Raw genomic sequence first — 23712 nt, forward strand, 5'->3', positions numbered from 1 at the left:
AGGAGGGGTTCTGATGGGCTGGACCCGGAAAGTATCCAATCGCATCGCCAAACGCCTGACCATGGAAGGCTCGCCTTATACGGCAGGCCAGATCTCCCACGGCATCGAGATTTTTCTGCTCAATCTGATCAACGCCGCCGTGCTGCTGCTCGCAGCCTGGCTGCTCGGGATCTTCCCGGAAACCCTGTGTTTTGCCCTGATCCTTTTCCTGCATCGCGTGATCACCGGGGGCGTCCACTTGAAAAATCCGTGGACATGCCTGATCGCCGGCCTCCTGATTATGCTGGGGGGCGGCTATCTGGTCAAACACGTTCCGCTGCTGCCGCCAGCAGCGGCCTATGCGCTGATCCTGCTCGCGTTCGGCACGGCGTTTGTCATCTATTATCGACACGCGCCCGCTGCGCACAGCTACGTCAACTATCAGCCAAGCGTCCGGCAAACAAGCAGAAAAATTGCGTTCAGTCTGCTGGGATGCGCTTGCTTTCTATCGCTGGTCCTGGTAGAATTCTCCTATAGACTAGCGATAACCTACACACTGGCTGTATTTCTTCAATCCTTGCTGCTCCATCCGGTCGCATTCCGGCTGGTAGCCCGCCTGGAAAAAACCTTTTCGAAAGGGTGGTAGTGATGAAGAAACTGGTAAAGCTGTCGTGTGGTTTTTTTGCTTCCCTGTCAGCACTGAATCTGGCTGGCATTCTGAAAGTTGGCGTCTTTTACGAACCGCTTCCGCCGGAACAGCGCGATAAACTAGCATAGATCATACAGAACAGAACAGGTCCACTCCCTAAACGAGTGGACCTGTTCTTTTTCACCAGCGTTATCTTGTTCGCAGGGAGGGGAAACATCGTCGCGGCTGCCGGTTGTTCACCGCACCCCGCGCAGTTCCTGCTCCCACCGCTCAAAAAATTGCACCATGAAGCGGTGCCGCTCTTCGGCGATCCGCCGGGCGGCCGGTGTCATCAGCCTGTCCTTCAATCGGCTCAGCTTCCACTCGAATTCCTTGGCCGGCGTGTGCTGGTCCGGATCGTCGGAATGGATCGGCTGACCGATCACCCCGGAGTAGGCAAACGCCCGGGCCACGCCGATGGCGCCGATGGAATCCAGTTTGTCGGCGTCAAACAAAATCTGCTCTTCCCGCGTCACCGGCGGCCTTTCCTTGCGATAGCGGTGAGCGAGAATCGCGCTCTGGACGCGGGCGATCAGCCCCTCGTCCACCCCTTCGTCGCGCAGCAGCACAGCCGCTTCACGCGCGCTGATTTCCGCGTGGCATTCTCCGGTGCGCCTCTCCTCGGCGCGGCCGATGTCGTGCAGCAGCGCGGCGAGACGAAGGACGGTCATGTCCGCTCCTTCCTCCCGCCCGATTCGCTCGCACAGGGCGATCACCCGCAGATTGTGCTGCCAGTCGTGGGCTGGGTCCTGTCCGTCAAAATAGCGCCGCGCCGTTTCCACCAGCCGCGGCGGCAGCGAAGCCAGCGCCTCTGCCGCGTACTCCATGCTCTCCTCGCCCCTTTGGTCCATTCGATCCGGTTCCGCCCGGACCGCATCGCTCCTCATATTTGGAAACTATTTGGAAACCAACTGCTCCAGCTTGGCCAGCGTCCGGGCGCGGTCCCTCTCCAGAATCGGCTTGAGGAACTGACCCGTGTACGAACCCGGCACTTCCGCCACTTCTTCCGGCGTCCCCGTGGCGACGATCTGGCCGCCGCGCGTGCCGCCCTCCGGCCCCAGGTCGATGATGTAGTCCACCGTCTTGATCACGTCCAGGTTGTGTTCGATCACGAGCACGGTATCGCCGTTCTCCACCAGCCGCTGCAGCACTTTCAGCAGCCGGTCGATGTCGTCCGTATGCAGCCCGGTCGTCGGTTCGTCGAGAATGTACAGCGTCCGTCCGGAACTGCGGCGGTAGAGTTCCGACGCCAGCTTGACGCGCTGCGCTTCCCCGCCGGAGAGCGTCGTCGCCGGCTGCCCCAGCTTCATGTAGCCAAGCCCCACGTCCACCAGGGTTTGCAGCTTGCGCTCAATCCGCGGCAGGTTGCGGAAAAACTCCAGCGCGTCCTCGATCGTCATCTCCAGCACGTCGGCGATGCTCTTGCCCTTGTACTTCACTTCCAGCGTCTCGCGGTTGTACCGCTTGCCGTGGCACACCTCGCACGGCACGTACACGTCGGGCAGGAAGTGCATCTCAATCTTGATGATCCCGTCGCCGCTGCACGCTTCACAGCGGCCGCCCTTGACGTTGAAGCTGAACCGTCCCTTTTTGTAGCCGCGCACCTTGGCCTCGTTGGTGGAGGCGAACAGGTCGCGGATGTCGTCAAACACCCCGGTGTAGGTGGCCGGGTTGGAGCGCGGCGTGCGGCCGATCGGCGACTGGTCGATGTCAATCACCTTGTCCAGGTGTTCCAGACCGGTGATGCGCCGGTGTTCGCCCGGCTTCGCCTTGGCCCCGTTGAGCTCGCGCGCCAGCGCCTTGTGCAGGATTTCGTTGATCAGCGTGCTTTTCCCCGAACCGGAGACGCCCGTCACGGCGACGAACAGTCCCAGCGGAATCTTCGCGGTGACGTTTTTCAGGTTGTTTTCCCTGGCCCCTTCCACCGTCAGCCACTTGCCGTTGGGCTTGCGCCGCTCCAGCGGCACCGGGATGAACTTGCGGCCGCTCAGGTAGGCACCGGTCAGCGAGTTGGGGTCGTTCATCACTTCCTCCGGCGTACCGGCAGCGACCACCCGGCCGCCGTGAATCCCGGCCCCGGGGCCGATGTCGATAATGTAATCGCAGGCGAGCATCGTGTCTTCGTCGTGCTCCACCACGATCAGGGTGTTGCCCAGCTTGGTCATGTGCTCCAGCGTCCGGATCAGGCGGGCGTTGTCCCGCTGGTGCAGGCCGATGCTCGGCTCGTCCAGGATGTAGAGCACGCCCATCAGGCTGGAGCCGATCTGGGTCGCCAGGCGGATGCGCTGCGCCTCCCCGCCGGAAAGCGTCCCCGCCGCCCGGCTGAGCGTCAGGTAATCCAGTCCCACGTCGATCAAAAAGTTGAGGCGGGACTTGATCTCCTTGACGATCAGGTTGGCGATCTTGGCCTCTTTCTCGCTCAGTTCCAGGTTCTCGATGAACTGGTACGCCTCCGTAATCGACAGGTCGGTCAGCCCGGAAATGCTCTTGCCGCCGACCCGCACCGCCAGGCTCTCCGGCCGCAGCCGGTGCCCTTTGCAGACGGGGCAGGGCTTCTGGCTCATGTAGCCCTCGATCTGCTCGCGGATGTAGTCGGAGCTGGTCTCCAGGTGGCGCCGCTGCAGGTTGGGGATGACCCCTTCAAAGGCGACGGACGCTTCCCGCACCTGGCCAAACTCGTTTTCGTAGCGGAACTGGATTTTTTCCCCCTGGCTGCCGTACATCAGGATCTGCCGATGCTCGTCGGGCAGTTCCTCGTACGGAATGTCCATGCGGATGCCGAAGTGGCGGCAGGCCGATTCCAGAAGCTGCTGATAATAGGTGGACGACTTCGGCTCCCACGCTTCAATGGCGCCGTCGGCCAGCGTCTTGGTCACATCCGGCACGACCAGGTCCGGGTCCACTTCCAGCTTGACGCCCAGCCCGTCACACTCCGGGCAGGCGCCGTACGGGCTGTTGAACGAAAAGATGCGCGGCTCCAGCTCGCCGATGGAAAAACCGCACACGGGGCAGGCGTGCTTTTCGCTGAACAGGAGTTCTTCCTGTTCCATCACGTCGACGATCACCTTGCCGTCGGCCAGGCGCAGCGCCGTCTCCAGCGAGTCGGCCAGCCGGGCCTGCACGTCCGGCTTGACCACGATCCGGTCGACGACGACCTCGATGCTGTGCTTCTTGTTTTTCTCCAGCTTGATCTCTTCGGACAGGTCGCGAATCTCCCCGTCCACCCGGACGCGGACGAATCCCTGCTTGCGGATGTCCTCCAGGAGCTTGACGTGCTCCCCTTTCCGCCCCTGCACCATCGGGGCCAGAATCTGCAGGCGGGTGCGTTCCGGGTACTCCATCACCCGGTCCACCATCTGCTCGATCGTCTGTGACTTGATCTCGATCCCGTGCTCCGGACAAATCGCCCGCCCCACGCGGGCGTACAGCAGCCGCAGATAGTCGTAGATTTCCGTCACGGTGCCCACCGTGGAACGCGGGTTGCGGCTGGTCGTCTTCTGGTCGATGGAGATGGCCGGAGACAGCCCTTCGATCGAGTCCACGTCCGGTTTGTCCATCTGTCCGAGGAACTGGCGGGCGTACGCGGAGAGGGATTCCACGTAACGCCGCTGTCCTTCGGCGTAAATCGTGTCAAACGCGAGCGACGACTTCCCGGAACCGGAGAGTCCCGTCAGCACGACGAACTTGTCCCGGGGGATGACCACGTCGATGTTTTTCAGGTTGTGGGCGCGAGCGCCTTTTACCACGATGTGTTCCAATGGCATGAACATACCTCTTTTCTTAGAGCTCCGCCTTCAGCTCCAGTATCAAGTCGCGCAGTTCGGCCGCGCGTTCAAACATCAGGTTGCGCGCCGCTTCCTTCATTTCTTCTTCCATCCGTTCAATCACGGCCAGGCGGTCTTTCTTCGACATCTTCTTGAAGTCGGCGTGCGGCAGGTATTCGGCTTTCTCTTCCGCCACCCGCGTCGCCTCGATCACTTCGCGGACGGCTTTCTTCACGGTCTGCGGCGTAATGCCGTGCTTTTCATTGTACGCGATCTGGATGGAACGGCGCCGCTCCGTCTCCCGGATGGCCGCTGCCATGGAGTCGGTGATCCGGTCGGCGTACATGATGACGCGTCCCTCGGCGTTGCGGGCCGCCCGGCCGATCGTCTGGATCAGCGAGCGCTCGTTGCGGAGGAACCCTTCCTTGTCCGCGTCGAGAATCGCCACCAGCGACACTTCGGGCAGGTCCAGCCCCTCCCGCAGGAGGTTGATCCCGATCAGCACGTCAAATTCCCCCAGCCGCAGGGAGCGCAGGATCTGCATCCGCTCGATCGTCTTGATGTCGGAGTGCAGGTAGCGCACCTTGATCCCGATTTCCTTCAGATAGTCGGTCAGGTCCTCGGCCATCTTTTTCGTCAGCGTCGTGACCAGCACGCGCTCATCCTTGGCGATCGTGGCCCGAATCTCGCCGATCAGGTCGTCGATCTGCCCCTTGATCGGCCGCACGGAAATGGTCGGGTCGACCAGGCCGGTGGGGCGAATCACCTGCTGCACCACGACCGGGCAGTGCTCCAGCTCGTACGGCCCCGGCGTGGCGGAGATGTAGATCGCCTGATTCACCTTGGACTCAAACTCTTCGAAGGTGAGCGGCCGGTTGTCCCGCGCCGACGGCAGACGGAAGCCGTGCTCGACCAGGACGTCCTTGCGCGCCCGGTCCCCGTTGTACATCCCGCGAATCTGCGGCAGCGTCATGTGCGACTCGTCGATGATGACGAGGAAGTCTTTCGGAAAATAGTCGAGCAGCGTGTACGGCGGGTGCCCCGGCGGCAGCCCCGTCAGGTGGCGGGAGTAGTTTTCGATGCCGGAGCAGAAGCCCATCTCCATCATCATTTCCATGTCGTAGCGGGTGCGCTGCTCCAGGCGCTGCGCCTCCAGCAGCTTGCCCGCGGCGCGCAGTTCGGCCAGCCGCTCTTCCAGCTCCGCTTCAATGCTCTGGATGGCCCGCTTCATTTTCTCCTCGCGGGTCACGTAGTGGGATGCCGGGAAGATGGCGACGTGGTCGCGCTGGCCGATAATCTCTCCGGTCACCACGTCAATCGCCGTGATCCGTTCGATCTCGTCTCCGAAAAACTCCACGCGGATCGCCTGTTCGCCGTGGGACGCGGGAAAGATCTCCACGACGTCCCCGCGGACGCGGAAGGTCCCGCGGGTGAAGTTGATGTCGTTGCGGTTGTACTGGATGTCCACCAGCCGGTGCAGCACTTCGTCCCGGCTTTTCTCCATCCCGACGCGCAGCGACAGCACAAGCTCCCGGTACTCTTCCGGGGAACCCAACCCGTAAATGCACGAGACGGACGCGACGATGATCACGTCCCGCCGCTCGAACAAGGCGCTGGTGGCCGAGTGGCGCAGCTTGTCGATCTCGTCGTTGATGCTGGAGTCTTTTTCAATATAGGTGTCCGATTGGGGAATGTACGCTTCCGGTTGGTAGTAGTCGTAGTAGCTGACGAAGTATTCGACGGCGTTTTTGGGGAAAAACTCCTTGAACTCGGCGCACAACTGCGCAGCCAAGGTCTTGTTGTGGGCGATCACCAGCGTCGGCTTGTTCACCTGGGCGATCACCTGCGCCGCCGTAAAGGTTTTTCCCGTACCGGTCGCCCCCAGCAGCGTCTGGTGCCGCTTGCCCGCCTTCACGCCCTCCACCAGTTCGGCAATGGCGGTCGGCTGGTCACCGGACGGCTGATACTCCGATACCAATTCAAAACGGTCCATTCCCTCGTTCATCTCCTTGTCACATGTCATTTTCCATTATAGCACAATCGTTCAAAAAATAAGCCGGAATTCGAACAAATGTTTGTCTTCACCCGCCGCCCGCTTCTGCCGATACTGATAGTGAGTCTCTACGTATGTGTGAACGACACACCCGACATGTCAGGGAGGATCGCCATGGCAGACACAGGAAGCGTTACCAACAATCCTTACATACAGCCCAGTTGGAGCTACAAGGGCAAAAAAGAGTTTACCACCGAGCTGGACCAGAACGCCTTTATGAAACTGCTGCTGGAGCAGTTGAAAAACCAGGACCCGCTCTCTCCGATGGACAACTCGCAGTTTATCCAGCAGACCAGCATGATGACCATGGTGGAAAAAATCACGAAAATGGCCAACCTGATGGAGCAGTCCAACAGCAGCATGCTCACCCTGCGCGAGTATGAGGGCCTGATCGGGAAGACGGCCACCTACGATTTGCAGAAGGTGGACGAGCTGACCGGCGAAGTGACACACGAGAAAAAGACGGGCGTCATCGAATCGGTCTCCATGGATAACGGCAAAATCTACTTCCGGATCGCGGGCGAGCAGACACCGATCCCGCGCGAATGGGTGAGCGGCCTGGAGTCCAAGGGCATGACCGGGACCGAACTGGACAACAGCCTGAAGTACGCGGAAATGATCGGCAAGCAGATCTCCTACAAGGAGACGCAGCAGGTGGACAAGGACGGCAATCCGGATACGACGGACGACATCACCACCGTTGACGAGATCAAGAACGGCGTGATTGTCGGCTTTACGATGAAGGACGGCAAAGTGGAATTCCAGTTGGACAACGGCAAGACCATCAAGCTGGAAGACGTGACCGGCATGTCGGTGAAGCCGGACAACCTGCCGATGAACAACACACTCCAGTACGCCCAGATGATCGGCTACACGATCACCTACACCGAGACGGCCACCAACCCGGACGGCACCACGTCCACCACCGAAAGCACCGGCGTGATCAAGGCGGTCAGCATGAAGAACGGCATGGTGGAGTTTGTCCTGGAAGACGACAAAAAGGTGAAGCTGAGCCAGATTGTCGGGTTCGAAGCAACTGCGCAATAACCCTAGCGCGAGCCCTCACACATGACAAAAAAACAGCCGTACCGGCCGAACAGGCAGGTGCGGCTGTTTGGCTTTTGCGGGCCCGTTTCATTCACGGACGACGACGGTCCCGGTATGTCCATCCACATAAACGGTCAGGTCCACCTTCGTTTCCACGCCGCAAAAGCAGTGGGAACGCGACTGCCGGAACGAGAGATCGTAGGCAAGCTGCCAGGTCTGCCCATCCGTATGCGGCCGATCGCCGCGGACGTACACCAGTTCCAGCGGGTACGCGGCAAGCAGGGCCTGAACCGCCTGCTGTTCGGAGACGGCCGCGGCGGGCGAGGGATAGCGGATGGCGGCCCAGTCAGGCAGGGCGAGCGACACCTCCTGGATCGAACCGTCCAGCGGATTGACGGAAATAGTGTACGCACCTTCTTCCTCCCGCTCGTCCTCCCAAAAGACGGGAATGCCGTTGACGACCGGATCGGCGGTGATCCAGGTCCGGTTTTCTCCTCCCGTATCCTGCACGCGCAGCTTGTGGGTACCGGCCGGCAGCAGGCGCTCCAGCAGAGCAGTGGCCGCCGCCCAATCCCGTTTTTTGTCCGTTGGGCGCCCCCCGTGCAGCCCATCGTCCAGCACGACGCGGATGAGCCGGCCTGACGCGGCGTCCGTTTCCAGCAGGACGTGGGTGCGCAATGCGGGACTCAGGCCGCGGGGAAACTGGCCCAGGGCATACGCTTTGTCCCGGTCGCCCACGCCTTCGTCAAAAAACCCCCAGATAAAAAAGCGGTGCTGCTCGCCGCTGTCCCGCGCGTCCGTATAGACGGTCACCGGCAGCTTTTGCACATCCGCCCCCAGTGCCCGCCTGACCAGTTCCTGCGCTTCCGCTTCTGTCCGCGCTGTCCATGCTTTTCCTGTTCCCGTCACGGTCAGCGTGCGAACCTCCGCTTGTTGACGGGATGCCGCCAGCCGGCTCCCCTTCACGGCATCCAGCGCGCTGCCGGAGTGCGGGCCGCGCACCACGCCGTCTCTGATCGCGTAGACCAGCCGGGCCTCGACCGGTGTGCGGCCGTCGTATGGGCTCGGCAGCAGATAGACGGGCTCCAGCGGATGACTCTGGACGTAGCGCTGCTTGGCTGTCGCGGGGGACATGATCCGCTGCGCGGAAGGAAACGACGCCGGGCTCCATTTTTGATAAAGGGCGCCGTCAAAGGTGCGAAACCCGACAATCCGGCCGGACTGGTCGACCGTGACGAAGCAATCGTAGCCGTCGTCGAGCGGGATGTTGCGGATGGTGCGGACGAAGCGGACCGTCCTTAGTTCGCCCTGGCGCGTCACGGCGCGGGGGTGGTACGACAAGCCGTGCGGATGCAGGCGGGACAAAAACGCCGATGCCTTTGCGATCACCTGCTGATCCCCAAGCACGGGCCCCGTATTGGGCTGCTCCGGCGTAATCTCCATGCTCAGCAGATCGCCCGTCTGCGGATCAAAGACGGCTTTGTCCCTGCTCTCCTCCGCACCGGCACGGGTGAAGCCAAACGTGACCGCCTCGCCGCTGATGCCGGGACCGTCGACGGGGCCGGAGTAGACGACGAAACGGCTGGCCAGCTCCGGAACGAGCCGGACCAGGTGCTGGACGCCTTTGGAGACCGGCGCGGGGACGGGAACGGGCGCCTTCTGCCCCTGTGCAGATTCTGCATGCGGCTGCGATCCGGGGTTGGCCGCCGCCACCGGCGAGACAAGCAGGCTTGCCGCCGTAAGCGCCCCTGTCCAGAACACCGCCGCAGACTTTCGATATGCTCCCATCGCGTTCATCCTCTCCCTTTTTCCATTCACACCCATTTGACGCGGAAACCGGATCATTCGTTGCGGTCTGTCAAGCCTGCCCGGCAATAAAAAAACCGCCCGAAACCCGGACGGCCGCGCGCATGCGGCAGGGTACGGGTTCAGGCGGCAGCTTACGCACCGATATTCAATTTTTCCAACTTTTGCTTGATCAGCTCCACCACGCCGGCCCGCTGCATGTCCACGTACACCCGGGTAGAGGCGTCCGGAACGACGATGATGCCGAGCTGATGGTGGTTACCTGCGTAGACGGCGCACTGCACAAACTTGATCTCGCCGTCGCGGGTGAGCACCTCCATCTTGCAGAAGGCCGGGTTCACCTGCAGGGCCGGGTACAGGTCCTCTTTGCTGCGGACGCTTACCCCGTTTACCTTGACGATGACCTCGCCCGGCCGGATGCCGATCTCTTCCGCCGGCGTTCCCGGGATGACCGCCATCACCTTGACGCCCCGGGACGAGGGGACAAAATACGGCGCCCGCTGCCGTTCCTGCCATTGGCTCAACAGGAACAGCCCTTCGTGCCCCAGGAGGGCAAACAGCGCGGCCAGCAGCGTCAACGGTGCCCACAGGACGGCGAGCGCAGCCAGGCCGAGCAGCCCCACCGCGTACAGCGCCAACTGCCTGGCGATTTGACCCGCCTTCTGTTCCGGCGTCTGCGTCTGCGTCCAGTCGGAGTAACCGGTCACTGTCGGCAGCAGCAGGAGGCCGTACGATGCGGTCCCGGGCGAAAAGAACGGCCAGCCCGGATAAAGCGCCCCGCTCAGACTGCCCGGCTCCACCTGCACAAACAGGGCCAGCGGCGTCAGCCAAAACGAATGCAGCAGATACGCGCCCACGATCCGCCCCCGCTTTCCTTCGACAAACACGGGCGAGGCGTCCCGTCCTCCGTTCCAGCGGACGAGCATGGCTTCGATCAGATGCATCACGGCGACCAGCGCCAGGAGCGGCAGCGGCTTTGCCTGTCCGATCGCGTTCCACACCGGGCCGATGACAGGGACGTCCACCGCTCCCGGGGCCACCTGCGCGATCGCGTGGAGCAGCGTCAGCAAGCCCGCCGCGTAGGCAAAACACAGAAAGCGCAGCCGAATCAGCGCGAGCAGCAGCGCCAGCCCCCACAGCAGCCAGAGGTCCTGCACCTGGACCACGACACCCAGCGCTCCGGCCATCAGGGAGACCAGCAGCCCTCCCGCCGCCCCCATGCCCAGCGAGCGCATCGTCTGGAGAAACGGCGTCTGGATCCGCACGGCAAACAACTGCCGTTCCAGGTTCATCTGCCTGCGGTAGTGCAGGTAGATGACGAACAGAAACAGGTAGAAAAACGGGTGGAGAAAAAACTGTCCAAACCCGTATGCAATCGAAAGGAGATCGCCTTGTAACGCCAATTGCCTCACCTCTCCTGCAAAAAGGAAAACCACGGCGTTTCTCTGCCGTGGTTACCATTTCTACGGCTGGCGAGGGATTCCCTGCCTGGCCGCGCTGGTTTATTTTGCTTTCGCGTCGCGGCTGACGACGTCCAGCGCCTTTTGAAGCTGGAGGTCGTTGGCCGGCTTCCGGATTTCTTCCCGCAGGCTGTCCTCCAGAGCCGTCCGCGTCGCCGCATCCACCTTGCCGGTGACCGGCAGTTTGTGCGACGCCTGGAACCGCTTGACCGCCTGCTCCGTCTTTTCGTCGAAATAGCCGTCGTTTCGGCCCGGCGACAGTTTCAAGCCGCTGAGAATCAACTGCAGGTTTTTCACGTCGCTGCCGGCCATGTCGCGGGCCAGCACCTTGTCCGTCGGCAGTTGGGTCGCGTTGAAGTAGTCGGGCTGGGCGACCTTCACGTCCGGTTCGATGCCCTTTTCGTGAATCCAGTTGCCTTTGGGCGTCAGCCACTTGGCGATGGTCAGCTTGAGCTGGCTCTTGTCCGCCATCTCCATCGTGCTTTGCACCGTCCCTTTGCCAAACGACTTCTCCCCGACCAGTTTATAGCCGCCGCTCTCGCGCATCGCGCTGGCGAGGATTTCGGAAGCGCTGGCGCTGCCTGCGTTGATCAGAACGGCGATCGGATACGGTTTGGCTGCGTCGGCCTTGGAGAAGTACTCTTCCTTCTCCTTGCTGTTCGATCCGTATTCGATTTGGACGATCTTGCCCCGATTCGGGATGAGCACTTCGCCGATCTCTTTGACGGCCAAAAGATACCCGCCGGGGTTGCCGCGCACGTCGATGACCAGGCCGCCGATCCCCTTTTTCTCCAGGTCGGCCAGTTGTTCCTTGAAGTGGTTCGCCGTATCGCTGGAGAATTGGGTCAAGCTGATCACGCCGATGTTGACCCCGTTCTTCTCAATGATCTGGCTGGTGACCGTCTCAATCGGGATGTCGTCCCGAATGCAGACGATGGTCAGCGGCTCCGGCACGCCCGGCCGCACGATCTTGAGCACCGCTTTGGTGCCTTTGGGGCCGCGGATTTTGGTGACCGCCTGATGCAGGTCCAGCCCTTCCAGCGACTCGCCGTTGACGCTGATGATCTGGTCGTTTGGCTTGAGCCCCGCCTTTTCCGCCGGGGAATTCTTGAACGGGGAGACGACGGTAACTCGCCCGTTCTGCATCGTCACTTCCGTCCCGATTCCCTGGAAGGTGGAGTGGAGCGTCGAGTTGAACTCTTCCGCCGTCGCGGGGTCCATGTAGTCGCTGTACGGATCTTTCAGCGAACCGACCATGCCGCTGATCGCCCCTTCGACCAGTTGGTCGGTCGACACGTTTTCAATGTACTCCTGCTTGATGGCCGAAAAGGCCTCCAGCAGCTTTTTAAACTCTTTCGGATACTCCTGTTGGCTTCCGCTGAAAAGCGAGCTTGCCGAAGCGGTTATCGTCCCGCTGCTGCTCTCGCCAGCCGAGTTTTTCATCAGGCCCATGGTGAGAAAACTGCTGGCGACCATGGAGACAAGCACAAGCGCAAGCACGGAACGTCCATTCCATTTCATCGTCACGACACCATCCTTTGTGCTCCCGGTAGAAAAGGTATGCAGCTAGTGTATGCAACTCCGCGTGGCAATATTTGCCGGATCCCGTTACCGCATGCAGGGAGCAGGGTCGACAGCCGCATCGTTCACGTACACGCCAAAACGAAGATGATTGCCCGTTGTCCGTTTTCCTCGGACTGCTGACCGATTCACCCTGTTCATATCAGCCAGTGTGGCCGCTTCTTGGTTGGTTGATGCAGGAAACAGCAAACTTTTCCTCTTCTTTTTCGAGCCCGCGAAGCCTGTTCTCCTGCTTGTTCCGTTCCGCTTGCTCATCCCGTTGACGCTGTCTGCGGCCGCCTTCCGCCTGCAGGTGCCGGCGGAAACTGCGGTCCGATGGCACTCCTCCCTCATTGTACCACACGCGCGGGGTACGGCAGAAAGCTGCCGGAATGTTCCAACCTCCATCCGTGTGGTGAGGGGAAAGCGGATGAGCGTCAGGCGGCAATCAACCGCGAACAGCGGCAGCTGATTGAACAATCGGGAAGCCCGGAAAGTTTCCGCGATCCCTTCTTTCCGTGCTTCCCGTTTCTACCGGATGAACGTGTATGGCTATCTGAGATACGGCATCGGGTCGACGGCGACGTCATTGCGGTAGACGGTAAAGTGCAGGTGGTTGCCGGTGGAGCGTCCCGTGGAGCCGACTTTGGCAATCACTTGACCGGTTTCGACTCGTTGTCCCACCGACACCAGGATGCCGCCTTCCATGATGTGGCCGTACAGCGTGGTCAGCTCGTCGTTGTGCTTGATCATCACCGTGTTGCCGAATCCGCGGGCATAACCGGCAAACATTACGATGCCGGGTGCCGCCGCCTTGATCGGCGTCCCTTTGGGCGCGGCCATGTCCACGCCGTTGTGTCCAGCCGAGCGGCCGGTGAACGGGTCGCGGCGCATGCCGAATCCGGACGTGAACCGGAACAGTCCGTCATCGATCGGCAGCGCCAGGCGTCCGCCCTTGTAGCCGCTGCCGCTGGCGGTCATGGCGCGCAGCCGTTCCGCGTATTTGGCCTCTTCCTGCTTCATCAGGGCGAACAGGCTTTGTTCCTCTTCTTCCAGAATTTCGTGGAGCTCGCTTTCTTTCTTTTTCAGCTCCGCCTTGACCACGACGCTCCGCTTGTACTGCTTGTCCAATTCGGCTTTGAGCCTCTCCGCCTCTTCGTACATGTCGGCGTAGACGGCCAGTTGATGGTCGATCTCTTTCTTTTTCTTTTCGATTGTTTCCTTGTCGCGGATGTTGTCCTCCAGAATGCGGGTGTCCTGCTCGGCAATCAGCTTGAGCCCCTGCATCCGGGTGAGGAAATCGCCGAAGTCGGAGGCGCCGAGCAGCACGTCCAGATACGAGACGTTGCCGCGTTCGTACATCGATTTGACGCGTGTCTTGAGCAGGGCTTCACGCTTGGCCACGCGCTCCTTCGCCTCATCCAGCTGATCCTGCGCCTCTGCCGCCTTCACCTTTGTCTCTTCCATCTGCTTTTCCAGCTTGTCCAGCTTTTTTTGCGTCTCGTTGCGCTTCAAGTCGATGTGCATCAGCTCGTTCTCCAGGTCGGCCTGCTTACGCTGAAGCGACGAAATCTGCCCTTCGATCGCTTTTACCTGGTTCTGCTGTTCCTTTTTCTTTTTCTTGATCTCATTCAATTCCCGGTTGATCTTGTCTAGGGATGCCTTACTCGCTGCCAGGCCCACGGTCGCCGGTACGGCTGCCGCACCCAATAGGCCCGTCACCAAGAGTGATAGCAGAATCTTCTTCTTCCTCATGGTACTCCTCCCTAGTGAAAATTGTGTGGTCTCTTTTGTTGCGTATGTCCTAGATGCGCAGGAAGCGGCGGACAGACACCAGGCTGCCCCAAATGCCGATAAACGCGCCGATGGCGGCCAGAATAAGCGCCACCTGGTAGGCGAGCGGGAACAGCGGCAGCAGTTTGAAGAGTTGGACAGCCGGCATACTGCTGTAGACGGCGTCCAGCAAATAGTAGTAGCTGACGGTGAGCAGCACGATCGGAATCAGCGCGCCCAGCAACCCCATCAGCAGACCTTCGACAAAAAACGGCCAGCGGATAAACCAGTTGGTCGCGCCCACCAGCTTCATGATCTCAATCTCCCGTCGGCGGGCGACGATTGTCAGCTTGATCGTGTTGGCAATCAGAAACATCGCGGTAAAGCCCAGCCCGACGATAAAGGCGATGCCCACGTTGCGGATCGTGCTGGTGGCGGCAAACAGCTTTTCGACCGTGCCTTGGCCGTAGTTGACGCTTTCGACAAACTCCAGCTTTTGGATCTGCCCGGCCACGTCGGCGGTGTCCTGCGGCAGCTTGGTCTTGACCACAAACGAGTCGGGGAGCGGGTTTTCCTTTTCCAGCCCCTCAAACAGGTACGCCTTCTCGCCCATGCTCTCCTTTAGCTGCTTGAGCCCCTCGGCTTTGGGAATAAACGCAACCGATTCCACTTTGGGAATCGCGCGAATGTTTTGTTCCACCTGCTTGACGTTCTCCGGAGTGGCCAGCGTATCCAAAAAGACGCGAATCTCCACCTGCTTTTCCACCGTTTGGGCCAGGTAGTTGACGTTCATCGCCAGAATGAGAAAGACGCCGAGAATCAGCAGGGTAATGGTCACGGCACTGATCGAAGCGAACGTCATCCAGCCGTTCCGGCCGAGGTTTTTGACCCCTTCGCGGACGTGGCGTCCCAGCGTTCTAATCTTCATAACCGTATTCCCCTCTCTGCTCGTCACGGACAATCTGCCCCGCTTCAATGGCGATTACCCGTTTTCTCATCGTGTTGACAATTTCGCGGTTATGCGTAGCCATTACCACCGTGGTGCCCCGCTGGTTGATCTCTTCAAACAGCTTCATGATCTCCCAGGAGGTGTCCGGGTCCAGGTTGCCTGTCGGCTCGTCGGCGATGATAATCCCCGGATTGTTGACCAGCGCCCGCGCCAGGGCGACGCGCTGCTGTTCGCCGCCGGACAGTTCGCTCGGCAGCATTTTGGCCTTGTGCTTCAGCTTGACCAGGCCCAGCACATCCATCACCCGCGGCCTGATCTGCTTGGGCGGCGTCTCGATCACTTCCATGGCAAACGCCACGTTTTCGTACACGCTGAGCGTCGGCAGCAGCTTGAAATCCTGAAACACCACGCCGATGCTGCGGCGCACCATGGGAATCTGCCGCTCCTTGATCCGGCTGACATTAAAGCCGCCCAGGAAAATCTGGCCTTTGGTCGGCTTTTCTTCCCTGTACATCAATTTGATAAACGTGGACTTTCCTGCACCGCTCGGTCCCACCACGTAGACGAATTCGCCCTTTTCGATGCGAACATTGATCCCTTTCAACGCGTTGGTCCCGTTGGGGTAGGTCTTCCACACGTCAAACATCTCGATCAAGCCAATCACATCCTACCTTGTCAGTTCCTTGATATGTAGTACAAAAACGGTCCGCATCCATCCATGTATCTGTTGTTTGATCGTTTCTCTATCCGACAAAGCTCGCACATATCCGTCGTCCGCTGACGCTTGGTGCTGAAACGCAGCGGCGACAGCTATCTCTCCTATTATACCACCCGTTTTCGATGTTGGAATCCACAAAATCTCTCATTTCCTGTCGATTTCCACAATCTTTCGCACCAATCCGACAGATTCGGTCCCGGCTCGTCCCCAACTGGCCCCACTCTCGATGATGGGCTACAATAAAAGGGAATCCGCTCGGAAAGGAGACTTTTTCCATGGACAATTTCGTTTATCATAACCCCACCGAATTGATCTTTGGACGCGGGCAGTTGGAAAAGCTCAAAGAAAAGGCCGCCCAGCTCGGCTCCACCGTCCTGCTCGTCTACGGCGGCGGCAGCATCAAGCGAATCGGCCTGTACGACAAGGTCGTCTCCCTGCTGCAGGAGGCGGGCTGCACCATCCACGAACTGCCCGGCGTGGAGCCCAACCCGCGGCTTTCCACGGTGAAGAAAGGCATTGAGCTGTGCCGCCGCGAACGCGTGGACTGGATTCTCGCGGTGGGCGGTGGCAGCGTGATCGACGCCTCCAAAGCGATCGCGGTCGGCGTGCCGTACGAGGGAGACGTCTGGGACTTCTACACCCGCAAGGCCCAACCACAGACGGCGCTGCCGCTCGGCACCGTGCTGACGCTGGCGGCGACCGGCTCGGAGATGAACCGGGGCAGCGTCATCACCAACTGGGAAACAAAGGAAAAATTGGGCACCGGCACAACCTTCCCCACCTTTTCCATCCTCGATCCGGAGAACACCTTCAGCGTCCCCCGCGACCAAACCGTTTACGGGATCTGCGACATGATGTCGCACGTGTTTGAACAGTATTTCACCCATACGCCGGAGATTCCGCTGCAGACCCGCTTTGCCGAGTCGATTTTGAAAACCGTGATCGAATACGCGGAACGGGTGCTGGCCAATCCGGAAGACTACGACGCCCGGGCCACCATTCTCTACTGCGGTACGATGGCCCTGAACGGCACCCTGCCGGTCGGCGTGGAAACAGACTGGGCCACCCACTCCATCGAACACGCGGTGAGCGCCGTCTACGACATCCCGCACGGCGGCGGCCTGGCGATCATTTTCCCGAAATGGATGCGCTACGTCTACCGTGAAAACGTGGATCGCTTCAAGCGCTTCGCCGTGGAAGTGTGGGGCGTCGACCCGTCCGGCAAGACGGACGACGAAGTGGCGCTGGAGGGCATCGCCGCCACGGAAGCGTTCTTTGCCCGCATCGGAGCCCCGACCCGCCTGGCCGACTACCAGATCGGCGACGAACATCTGGAGCTGATGGCGGAAAAAGCGACGCCGTTCGGCCCGATCGGCCGCTTCAAGAAGCTGACCAGCGAAGACGTGGCCGCCATCTTGCGGATGTGCCTGTAACGTCGGAACAAACGAGAAAACGGATAGGAGCCCCGTCAAGGCTTCTATCCGTTTTCTTCTTTGTATATCGCTGCTGGCCGGCAGGACCGTTTTCCACCGGAGACCGGCGTCCCGACTCGTCCCGGCGGACCAGGACTTCGTCAACTGCACGGGGATGTCCTCCCTATCCCGCGCAATCAGCGATCACACCGGCGAACCGACATCAATCAGCGATTCAATCATCACTTTTTGACTGTTTTTCTCCACCCACGCATGCGTCTCGGCCAGCAGGCTGCGATACGCGGCGATCTGCGCCTCCACCTGGCTGCGGGCGGTGCCGCCCAGCACGTTGCGCGCGTTGACGACCGTTTCCACGGCCAGCGCCTCGTACACGTCGTCCCCGATCGCCTCGGAGAACCGCTTGAACTCATCCAGGGTCAGGTCGAGCAGGTATTTTTGGTGCTCGATGCAGTAGAGCACCGTTCGGCCCACCACTTCGTGCGCCTGACGGAACGGCATGCCTTTGCGGACCAGGTAGTCGGCCAGATCGGTGGCGTTGGAAAAGTCCTGCGTTACCGCCTGGCGCATCCGGTCGGCTTTGACCTGCATCGTCCGGATCATCGGCGTCAGCAGGGCAAGCGCCCCGTGCAGCGTCGCCACCGTGTCGAACATGCCTTCCTTGTCTTCCTGCATGTCTTTGTTGTAGGCGAGCGGCAGCCCTTTCAGCACCGTCAAGAGGCCGATCAGGTTGCCGTAGACGCGTCCGGTTTTGCCGCGCACCAGCTCGGCCACGTCGGGGTTTTTCTTCTGCGGCATGATGCTGGAGCCGGTGCAAAACGCGTCATCCAGTTCCACAAACGAAAACTCCTGGCTGCTCCAGATGACCAATTCCTCGCAGAGGCGGGAGAGATGGGCCATCAGGAGGGAAGCGTCCGCCAGAAACTCGACGATGAAGTCCCGGTCGCTGACAGCGTCCATGCTGTTCAGGTAGATGCCGTCAAACTGCAGCATCTCGGCCACGAACGCCCGGTCGATCGGGAACGTCGTGCCGGCCAGGGCGCCGGCGCCGAGCGGCAGGACGTTGACCCGTTTCCAGCAGTCGCGCATCCGCTCGATGTCGCGCTGCAGCATCGACACGTACGCCATCAGATGGTAGCCGAACAGGACCGGCTGGGCCCGCTGCAGATGGGTGTAGCCGGGCATGACCGTGTCGAGATGGCGGTTGGCCTGTTCCAGCAGCGCCTCCTGCAGGTACGTGGCGAGCTGAATGATCTCCATCAGCTTCTCCCGCAGATAGAGATGCATGTCAAGCGCCACCTGGTCGTTGCGGCTGCGCCCCGTGTGCAGTTTGCCCCCCACCGGGCCGATTTCCTCAATCAGCAGCTTTTCGATGTTCATGTGCACATCCTCGTGCTCCACGAGAAACTGCACCTGTCCCCGCTCGATCTTTTCCTTTACCTTTTTCAGACCGGCGATGATCTGTCTGACTTCCTCCATCGGCAGGATGCCGCACTTGCCCAGCATCGCCACGTGTGCCAGGCTGCCGACGATGTCTTGCCGCCACATCTGCTGGTCGAAGGTAATGGAAGCGGTATATTCTTCCACGAGCTGGTTCGTCGGCTTTGTGAAGCGTCCTCCCCACAGTTTCATTGCACGATCGCATCCTTTTCGTCCAAAATCTTGATCGCCGTTTTCGCGTTTTCGTGGAGCACGCCTTCATTCACCTGGGCGTACACCTTGGTCGGCAGGCCCCACAGCTTGATGAAGCCGAGCGCCGCCTTGTGGTCAAACTGGTCGCCCGCCGCGTAGGTGGCCAGTTCGTGGCTGTAGAGCGACGACGCCGATTTGCGTCCGACGACGATGGCGTGCCCTTTGTGCAGCTTGACGCGAACGACGCCGGTGACGTACTGCTGTGTTTCCTCGATGAACGCCTGCAGCGCGTTGCGGATCGGCGAATACCAGAGACCTTCGTAGATCACCTGGGCCATCTTTTGCTCGATGATCGGTTTGAACTGGGCCACTTCGCGCGGCTGGGTCAGGAACTCCAGCTCGCGGTGCGCCAGAATCAGCGTGGTGGCCGCCGGCGTCTCGTACACTTCGCGGGACTTGATGCCGACGAGGCGGTTTTCCACGTGGTCGATTCGGCCGACGCCGTGGTTGCCGGCGATTTTGTTCAGCTTGAGAATCAGCTCGGCCAGCGGCAGCTCTTCCCCGTTCAGCGCGGTCGGCACGCCTTTGACAAACGTGATCTCAATCTCTTCCGGCTGGTCCGGAGCATCGGCGATCGATTTGGTCAGGTCGTACGCGCCCTCCGGCGGAGCCGCCCAGGGATCTTCCAGAATGCCGCACTCGCAGCTTCTGCCCCAGAGGTTTTGGTCGATGCTGTACGGATTGTCCAGATCGATCGGAATCGGAATGTTGTGCTTTTTCGCGTACTCGATCTCTTCGTCGCGGGACCAGCCCCATTCGCGAACGGGCGCGACGATTTTCAGGTTGGGGTTCAGCGCCGTAAACGACACGTCGAAGCGCACCTGGTCGTTCCCTTTCCCCGTGCAGCCGTGGGCGACCGCCACCGCCCCCTCTTTTTCCGCGATCTCCACCAGCACGCGGGAGATCAGGTAACGGGACAGCGCTGACACCAGCGGATACTTCCCTTCGTACATGGCGTTCGCTTTCAGCGCCGGCAGCACATACTCCTGGGCGAACGCATCCTTTGCATCCACCACGATCGATTTCAGCGCCCCCACCTGCAGCGCCTTTTTCTGCACGAACTCCAGGTCCTTGCCCTCGCCCACGTCCAGCGCGACCGCGATCACGTCGTAGTTGTACGTCTCCTGCAGCCACTTGATTGCTACCGATGTATCTAAACCGCCCGAATAGGCCAATACGATTTTCTCTCTTGCCATCGTTCCCTCTCCCTGTTCGAAGATTTGTTCATGAGTAATTATACAAACGAATTTATAAAAATACAACCACTTTTCTATTCTGCCCCACTTTTCTCCCTGATACAAATAAAAATAGAAAACGAACCGATAAGGAGGCGGCCGCGATGAGGCTATCTCGCCTGCACCCGGTGTTTTACCATGTGCGCGTATTCCAAAAACGGCTTTGCCGATCGATATCCGACCGAATCAGCGGCGTGCGGTTCGCAGCGGAACAGCAGGCGTCTTCCCTGCCTTTCACCTGCAACAGACACCAATCGCTGCTGCGGCGATAGCTGGGAAGCACCGATCCCCGGCTGCAGGCAAACAAAGTGGTCAATCTGGGCATTGCCGTGCCGTCCATCGACGGCCTCTTGATCAAACCGGGCGAGACGTTTTCCTTTTGGCAGCGGGTGGGGAAGACGACGGCGGCCAAAGGATATGTGGAAGGGCTGCTGCTGTCGCAAGGGGAAGTGAGGACAGGCGTGGGCGGAGGGCTGTGCCAGTTGGCCAACTTGCTCTTCTGGATGGCGCTGCACACGCCGCTGCAGGTGACGGAGCGGCATCATCACCAGTTCGATCCGTTTCCCGACGACCACCGCGTCCTCCCGTTCGGCAGCGGTGCCAGCGTGTTTTACAACTATGTCGACCTGCGCCTGTTCAATCCGACCCGGCAGACTTTTCAGATCCGGGTCTGGCTGACGGACAACCACCTCAAAGGAGCCGTATTCACCGACCGGGAATGGCCCTGTGCGTACCATGTCGAAGAGCGCAACCACGCGTTTCTGCGGCAGGGAGGAAAACATTATCGGCGAAACGAAATATGGCGACTCGTCATTGACAAGCGAACAGGGAACCGCACCGGAGAGGAACTGGTGATCCGCAACTTTTCGGAAGTGAAATACGACCTGGCCGACATCACGCCCAACATGCAAAAAGCCGGACAACCCTGATGGTTGTCCGGCGCTTCCTTACTTGCGGGCGTAAGGCACCTCGGGAACGTATTCCTTTCCTTTGTGCGTGCCGATCCACTTCAGTTCGGCCAGGGCCAGCCGTTCAAAATTTTCCGCCACGTGAATGTCTCCCTGCGCCCTCCATCCGACGAAAATCGGGTACATCCGGCGGAAAAAGCCGTTGACAAACCACATGTCAAACAGCAGGTCGGGATGGACGAGGCCGTTTTTATGCAGCACCCCTACCATCTCGAAGAAGCCGTACAGCGCGACAAAGTGGTTATAGCCTTCGCTGCCGCGCGGATACAGGCGCAAAAACGCGTCGTAATCCAGCTCCTCTTCCGCCAGCGAGGTGGCGAACCACTGTCTCGCGGCCCGCAGCCGTTCCGATTCGAACTGATCGTACAATTTCAGAATAATGTCCGCATCCTGATACGTGGGAATCATGTGCTATCACCTCACAAAAAGATGCAACCCGATTCCAGTATGTCCCAGACCAGGTGAAAAGACAAGCGTTTGTTCGCATTTTTTCGCGAATGGCCTGCATCCGGACAGCAAATCCCCGGGCTCGTCCGAGCACCGGGGACTGCTCGTGAAGCGTCAACAGGAGGGTCCCCTATCGGGCCACCTCCTGCAGATGCCTTTGCGGCTGCGCGTCCTGCCGAATGATCGTTTCCAATTCATCGCGGGGCAGCTGCCTGATGATGCGTATGAAATGATAGGCCAGTTCGGCGTCGAACTGCGTCCCCGCCCCACGGCTGATCTCCTGCAGGGCCTCCTCTACCGGCAGCCCTTTGCGGTACGGCCTGTCCGCCACCATCGCGTCGAAGGCGTCAGAGATGGCCAGAATGCGGGCCATCAGCGGAATCTCCTCGCCGACCAATCCGTCCGGATAGCCCTTGCCGTCGATTCGCTCATGGTGCGAACGGATGGCCGGCAGCAGCTCGTGAAACATGCCCGCCTGCAGGATAATCTCATATCCAATCACCGTGTGCTGCTTGATCTTGTCGTACTCCTCCGGTGTTAATTTCCCACGTTTGTTGAGAATCTGATCCTCAATGCCGATTTTGCCGATGTCGTGCAAAATCCCGCCAAAATAAACCTCCTCCGCCTTCTCCTCCGGCAGCCCGATCGCCCGGGCGATCTCCCGTCCCCAATGGGCCACCCGCTGGGAATGGCCGCTCGTGTAATGGTCACGGGCATCGATGGAAGCGGCCATGGCGGTGAGGAATTTGTGGTTGAAGGATTTGATCTCGTCCATTTTTTGGCGCAGTTTTGTAAGACTATCGTAGTATTGATAAAAGACAAAACTCATGAGGACAAAAGCGACCATCATCGGTACGATGGCGGATAGCCCAAACGTTTCAACCAGGCGTGCACTGACGCCGCCGAGAATCAACAAAAGCAAGTAGGTAAGCGTTGTTCCATTCGCCAAATTTTTTACTGTCGGTATCCATTTCGACTTATGAAAATAGGAAATTCCTAATCCGCAAAGCATGATGTTAATAAACCAATACGCTACCACCAGGATTACATCCGTGATCATGGTGGGAACGGGAAGCACATTGCACGCCGTTTTCAGAACATCTACAGCCCATATCGTCAGCAGAATTTGTCCGAAATTGGCGGCAGCTTTTAAGGGATTGGGTTTGACAAGGACGGATAAAATCAAAGCCTCAATAACGGCCGACCAGATTCCGACCCACGCACCGAAGAGCAGTATCCCTGAAAAAATAACGGCGTTGTTAAGTGTGAGTATATAGTTTAACGTCCTGACGGGCGCAAATGAAGAGATGATGGTGAGAAGTACATAGGAAATCAATATTTCCCAGTTTTCTCTGGGCTCCCAGTAAGGCAGGGAGTTCAAAATGATGAGGATACCGGAAACGGTAAACCCCAAAATCACCAGTAATCCTTTCAAAATGTATCGTTTCTCAGCTCTTTGTCGCATAACTTTTACCTTCTCGAAGTTGAAGTAACGAGATCGGCTTGTTCATCAAGCGCTGAACAAGCAGAAATGCCCCTAACATAATAAAAATATCACCGATACTGATCACCCTCGGAATAATGGACGGCATATAAATAATATCGGACAAAAAGGGCAGAACCGTTTGCTCTGTCAAGACCGTATGCTTAAAGTCGGTGCCGTTGAGTACCGGAGTGAGGTCGTAGGGCAGTTTCTTGGCTTGTTCCAGATCAATGGGCATTCTCCCGCCGTTCGTCCAAATGACAATCGCATTTAAAAACCAGCCGACCATGAGAATGCGGATATCTTCAAATTCCCGGTTCATGAGAAAAAAACCCAGAATAAACAAATAAGCTGCGGAGACAAAAATACCCCCGTACGCGGGAACAAATGCGGAGAGAATCTGCAGCGCAATACTGGCAACCAGCATCATTATTCCTTTAAATGTAGGGATTTCTTTTAGTTTTCCTCCCCTGAGCAGCGCAATCAGAAAAGAGAGAAGAATGACATCCAGCAACATACAAAATCCCCCAGACGGTAAGGAAAAAACACCACTTTTCAGTCAAGCGGTGTTTTTCCCTTGCCATTGAAATTATTAACCAATGTGATAATTAGCAGAAGTTGCAGCAACAATACCGGCTACCAGCAAGACAGCAACGAACC

19 protein-coding genes are annotated in these 23712 nt (G+C 59.3%); 5 read left to right on the top strand and 14 right to left on the bottom strand.

The features are described from left to right. Positions 1-13 precede the first annotated feature (13 nt). A complete protein-coding gene (locus M516_RS0117420) occupies positions 14-625 on the top strand; it encodes an accessory gene regulator ArgB-like protein (RefSeq protein ID WP_029100251.1) in 612 nt (203 codons plus the stop codon). A gap of 2 nt (positions 626-627) precedes the next feature. Beyond that, positions 628-756: a hypothetical protein gene (locus M516_RS26185; RefSeq protein ID WP_274518673.1), complete on the top strand. Its 129-nt coding sequence runs from the start codon at positions 628-630 to the stop codon at positions 754-756. 108 nt (positions 757-864) lie between these two features. On the opposite strand, the gene M516_RS0117425 is transcribed toward M516_RS26185, so the two are convergent. Genes M516_RS0117425 through uvrB form a run of 3 tightly spaced genes read right to left on the bottom strand, consistent with a single transcriptional unit; the run spans position 865 to position 6424 of the window. Next, on the bottom strand, positions 865-1518 hold the full coding sequence (locus tag M516_RS0117425; RefSeq protein ID WP_420796327.1) for an HD domain-containing protein: 654 nt from the start codon (positions 1516-1518) through the stop codon (positions 865-867). A 45-nt stretch (positions 1519-1563) separates the two neighbouring features. Then, positions 1564-4431, bottom strand: a complete 2868-nt coding sequence (gene uvrA, locus M516_RS0117430) for an excinuclease ABC subunit UvrA (protein WP_029100253.1) — start codon at positions 4429-4431, stop codon at positions 1564-1566. A 16-nt stretch (positions 4432-4447) separates the two neighbouring features. Continuing rightward, entirely contained in the window at positions 4448-6424 is a 1977-nt protein-coding gene (gene uvrB, locus M516_RS0117435; protein WP_029100254.1) for an excinuclease ABC subunit UvrB, read from the bottom strand. 174 nt (positions 6425-6598) lie between these two features. Between uvrB and M516_RS0117440 the strand changes: the two genes are divergently transcribed. After that, the gene (locus tag M516_RS0117440; protein WP_029100255.1) at positions 6599-7531 is read left to right on the top strand and encodes a flagellar hook assembly protein FlgD; all 933 of its coding nucleotides are present in this window, start codon (positions 6599-6601) and stop codon (positions 7529-7531) included. Positions 7532-7618: 87 nt separating this feature from the next. On the opposite strand, the gene M516_RS0117445 is transcribed toward M516_RS0117440, so the two are convergent. The 6 genes from M516_RS0117445 to ftsE all read right to left on the bottom strand — a co-directional run bounded on the left by M516_RS0117445 (position 7619) and on the right by ftsE (position 15734). Continuing rightward, positions 7619-9319 carry a YcdB/YcdC domain-containing protein gene (locus tag M516_RS0117445; protein WP_051188283.1) on the bottom strand — a complete coding sequence of 567 codons (1701 nt, stop codon included), beginning with the start codon at positions 9317-9319 and terminating at the stop codon, positions 7619-7621. Positions 9320-9471: 152 nt separating this feature from the next. Then, positions 9472-10740 carry a PDZ domain-containing protein gene (locus M516_RS0117450; RefSeq protein ID WP_029100257.1) on the bottom strand — a complete coding sequence of 423 codons (1269 nt, stop codon included), beginning with the start codon at positions 10738-10740 and terminating at the stop codon, positions 9472-9474. 99 nt (positions 10741-10839) lie between these two features. Beyond that, entirely contained in the window at positions 10840-12318 is a 1479-nt protein-coding gene (locus tag M516_RS0117455) for a S41 family peptidase (RefSeq protein ID WP_029100258.1), read from the bottom strand. A gap of 591 nt (positions 12319-12909) precedes the next feature. Beyond that, positions 12910-14112, bottom strand: a complete 1203-nt coding sequence (locus tag M516_RS0117465; RefSeq protein WP_029100260.1) for a murein hydrolase activator EnvC family protein — start codon at positions 14110-14112, stop codon at positions 12910-12912. Positions 14113-14161: 49 nt separating this feature from the next. Continuing rightward, on the bottom strand, positions 14162-15058 hold the full coding sequence (gene ftsX / locus M516_RS0117470; RefSeq protein ID WP_029100261.1) for a permease-like cell division protein FtsX: 897 nt from the start codon (positions 15056-15058) through the stop codon (positions 14162-14164). After that, positions 15048-15734: a cell division ATP-binding protein FtsE gene (ftsE, locus tag M516_RS0117475; RefSeq protein WP_029100262.1), complete on the bottom strand. Its 687-nt coding sequence runs from the start codon at positions 15732-15734 to the stop codon at positions 15048-15050. Before ftsE ends, ftsX begins: the two co-directional genes overlap by 11 nt. Before the next feature lie 338 nt (positions 15735-16072). On the opposite strand from ftsE, the gene M516_RS0117480 reads away from it, so the two are divergent. Further along, on the top strand, positions 16073-17230 hold the full coding sequence (locus tag M516_RS0117480) for an iron-containing alcohol dehydrogenase (protein WP_029100263.1): 1158 nt from the start codon (positions 16073-16075) through the stop codon (positions 17228-17230). A 183-nt stretch (positions 17231-17413) separates the two neighbouring features. Here the strand turns inward: M516_RS0117480 and argH are convergent, their stop codons facing one another. Next, on the bottom strand, positions 17414-18859 hold the full coding sequence (gene argH, locus M516_RS0117485; RefSeq protein WP_029100264.1) for an argininosuccinate lyase: 1446 nt from the start codon (positions 18857-18859) through the stop codon (positions 17414-17416). After that, positions 18856-20115, bottom strand: a complete 1260-nt coding sequence (locus M516_RS0117490) for an argininosuccinate synthase (protein WP_029100265.1) — start codon at positions 20113-20115, stop codon at positions 18856-18858. The genes argH and M516_RS0117490 overlap by 4 nt, the downstream gene beginning before the upstream one ends. 347 nt (positions 20116-20462) lie before the next feature. Between M516_RS0117490 and M516_RS23835 the strand changes: the two genes are divergently transcribed. Continuing rightward, positions 20463-21083 (top strand): VanW family protein, encoded by a 621-nt coding sequence (locus tag M516_RS23835; RefSeq protein WP_238550999.1) that lies wholly within the window; start codon positions 20463-20465, stop codon positions 21081-21083. Between the two features lie 18 nt (positions 21084-21101). Here the strand turns inward: M516_RS23835 and M516_RS0117500 are convergent, their stop codons facing one another. From M516_RS0117500 to M516_RS0117510, 3 genes are all read right to left on the bottom strand, one after another. After that, positions 21102-21530: a DUF4760 domain-containing protein gene (locus M516_RS0117500; RefSeq protein ID WP_029100266.1), complete on the bottom strand. Its 429-nt coding sequence runs from the start codon at positions 21528-21530 to the stop codon at positions 21102-21104. A 169-nt stretch (positions 21531-21699) separates the two neighbouring features. Then, positions 21700-23034, bottom strand: a complete 1335-nt coding sequence (locus tag M516_RS0117505) for an HD-GYP domain-containing protein (RefSeq protein ID WP_029100267.1) — start codon at positions 23032-23034, stop codon at positions 21700-21702. Then, complete coding sequence (locus tag M516_RS0117510) at positions 23018-23569, bottom strand: DUF5317 domain-containing protein (RefSeq protein WP_029100268.1); 552 nt, start codon at positions 23567-23569, stop codon at positions 23018-23020. Before M516_RS0117510 ends, M516_RS0117505 begins: the two co-directional genes overlap by 17 nt. Between the last annotated feature and the right edge of the window lie 143 nt (positions 23570-23712).

It is taken from the genome of Brevibacillus thermoruber 423, from assembly GCF_000454065.1.
Lineage (GTDB): Bacteria > Bacillota > Bacilli > Brevibacillales > Brevibacillaceae > Brevibacillus > Brevibacillus thermoruber.

Excerpts from the sequence above, each read along its gene's own strand:
- M516_RS0117420 (WP_029100251.1), top strand. The coding sequence starts at position 14 with ATGGGCTGGACCCGGAAAGTATCCAATCGCATCGCCAAACGCCTGACC.
- M516_RS26185 (WP_274518673.1), top strand. The coding sequence starts at position 628 with ATGAAGAAACTGGTAAAGCTGTCGTGTGGTTTTTTTGCTTCCCTGTCA.
- M516_RS0117425 (WP_420796327.1), bottom strand. The coding sequence starts at position 1,518 with ATGGACCAAAGGGGCGAGGAGAGCATGGAGTACGCGGCAGAGGCGCTG.
- uvrA (WP_029100253.1), bottom strand. The coding sequence starts at position 4,431 with ATGCCATTGGAACACATCGTGGTAAAAGGCGCTCGCGCCCACAACCTG.
- uvrB (WP_029100254.1), bottom strand. The coding sequence starts at position 6,424 with ATGGACCGTTTTGAATTGGTATCGGAGTATCAGCCGTCCGGTGACCAG.
- M516_RS0117440 (WP_029100255.1), top strand. The coding sequence starts at position 6,599 with ATGGCAGACACAGGAAGCGTTACCAACAATCCTTACATACAGCCCAGT.
- M516_RS0117445 (WP_051188283.1), bottom strand. The coding sequence starts at position 9,319 with ATGGGAGCATATCGAAAGTCTGCGGCGGTGTTCTGGACAGGGGCGCTT.
- M516_RS0117455 (WP_029100258.1), bottom strand. The coding sequence starts at position 12,318 with ATGAAATGGAATGGACGTTCCGTGCTTGCGCTTGTGCTTGTCTCCATG.
- M516_RS0117465 (WP_029100260.1), bottom strand. The coding sequence starts at position 14,112 with ATGAGGAAGAAGAAGATTCTGCTATCACTCTTGGTGACGGGCCTATTG.
- ftsX (WP_029100261.1), bottom strand. The coding sequence starts at position 15,058 with ATGAAGATTAGAACGCTGGGACGCCACGTCCGCGAAGGGGTCAAAAAC.
- M516_RS0117480 (WP_029100263.1), top strand. The coding sequence starts at position 16,073 with ATGGACAATTTCGTTTATCATAACCCCACCGAATTGATCTTTGGACGC.
- argH (WP_029100264.1), bottom strand. The coding sequence starts at position 18,859 with ATGAAACTGTGGGGAGGACGCTTCACAAAGCCGACGAACCAGCTCGTG.
- M516_RS0117490 (WP_029100265.1), bottom strand. The coding sequence starts at position 20,115 with ATGGCAAGAGAGAAAATCGTATTGGCCTATTCGGGCGGTTTAGATACA.
- M516_RS0117500 (WP_029100266.1), bottom strand. The coding sequence starts at position 21,530 with ATGATTCCCACGTATCAGGATGCGGACATTATTCTGAAATTGTACGAT.
- M516_RS0117505 (WP_029100267.1), bottom strand. The coding sequence starts at position 23,034 with ATGCGACAAAGAGCTGAGAAACGATACATTTTGAAAGGATTACTGGTG.
- M516_RS0117510 (WP_029100268.1), bottom strand. The coding sequence starts at position 23,569 with ATGTTGCTGGATGTCATTCTTCTCTCTTTTCTGATTGCGCTGCTCAGG.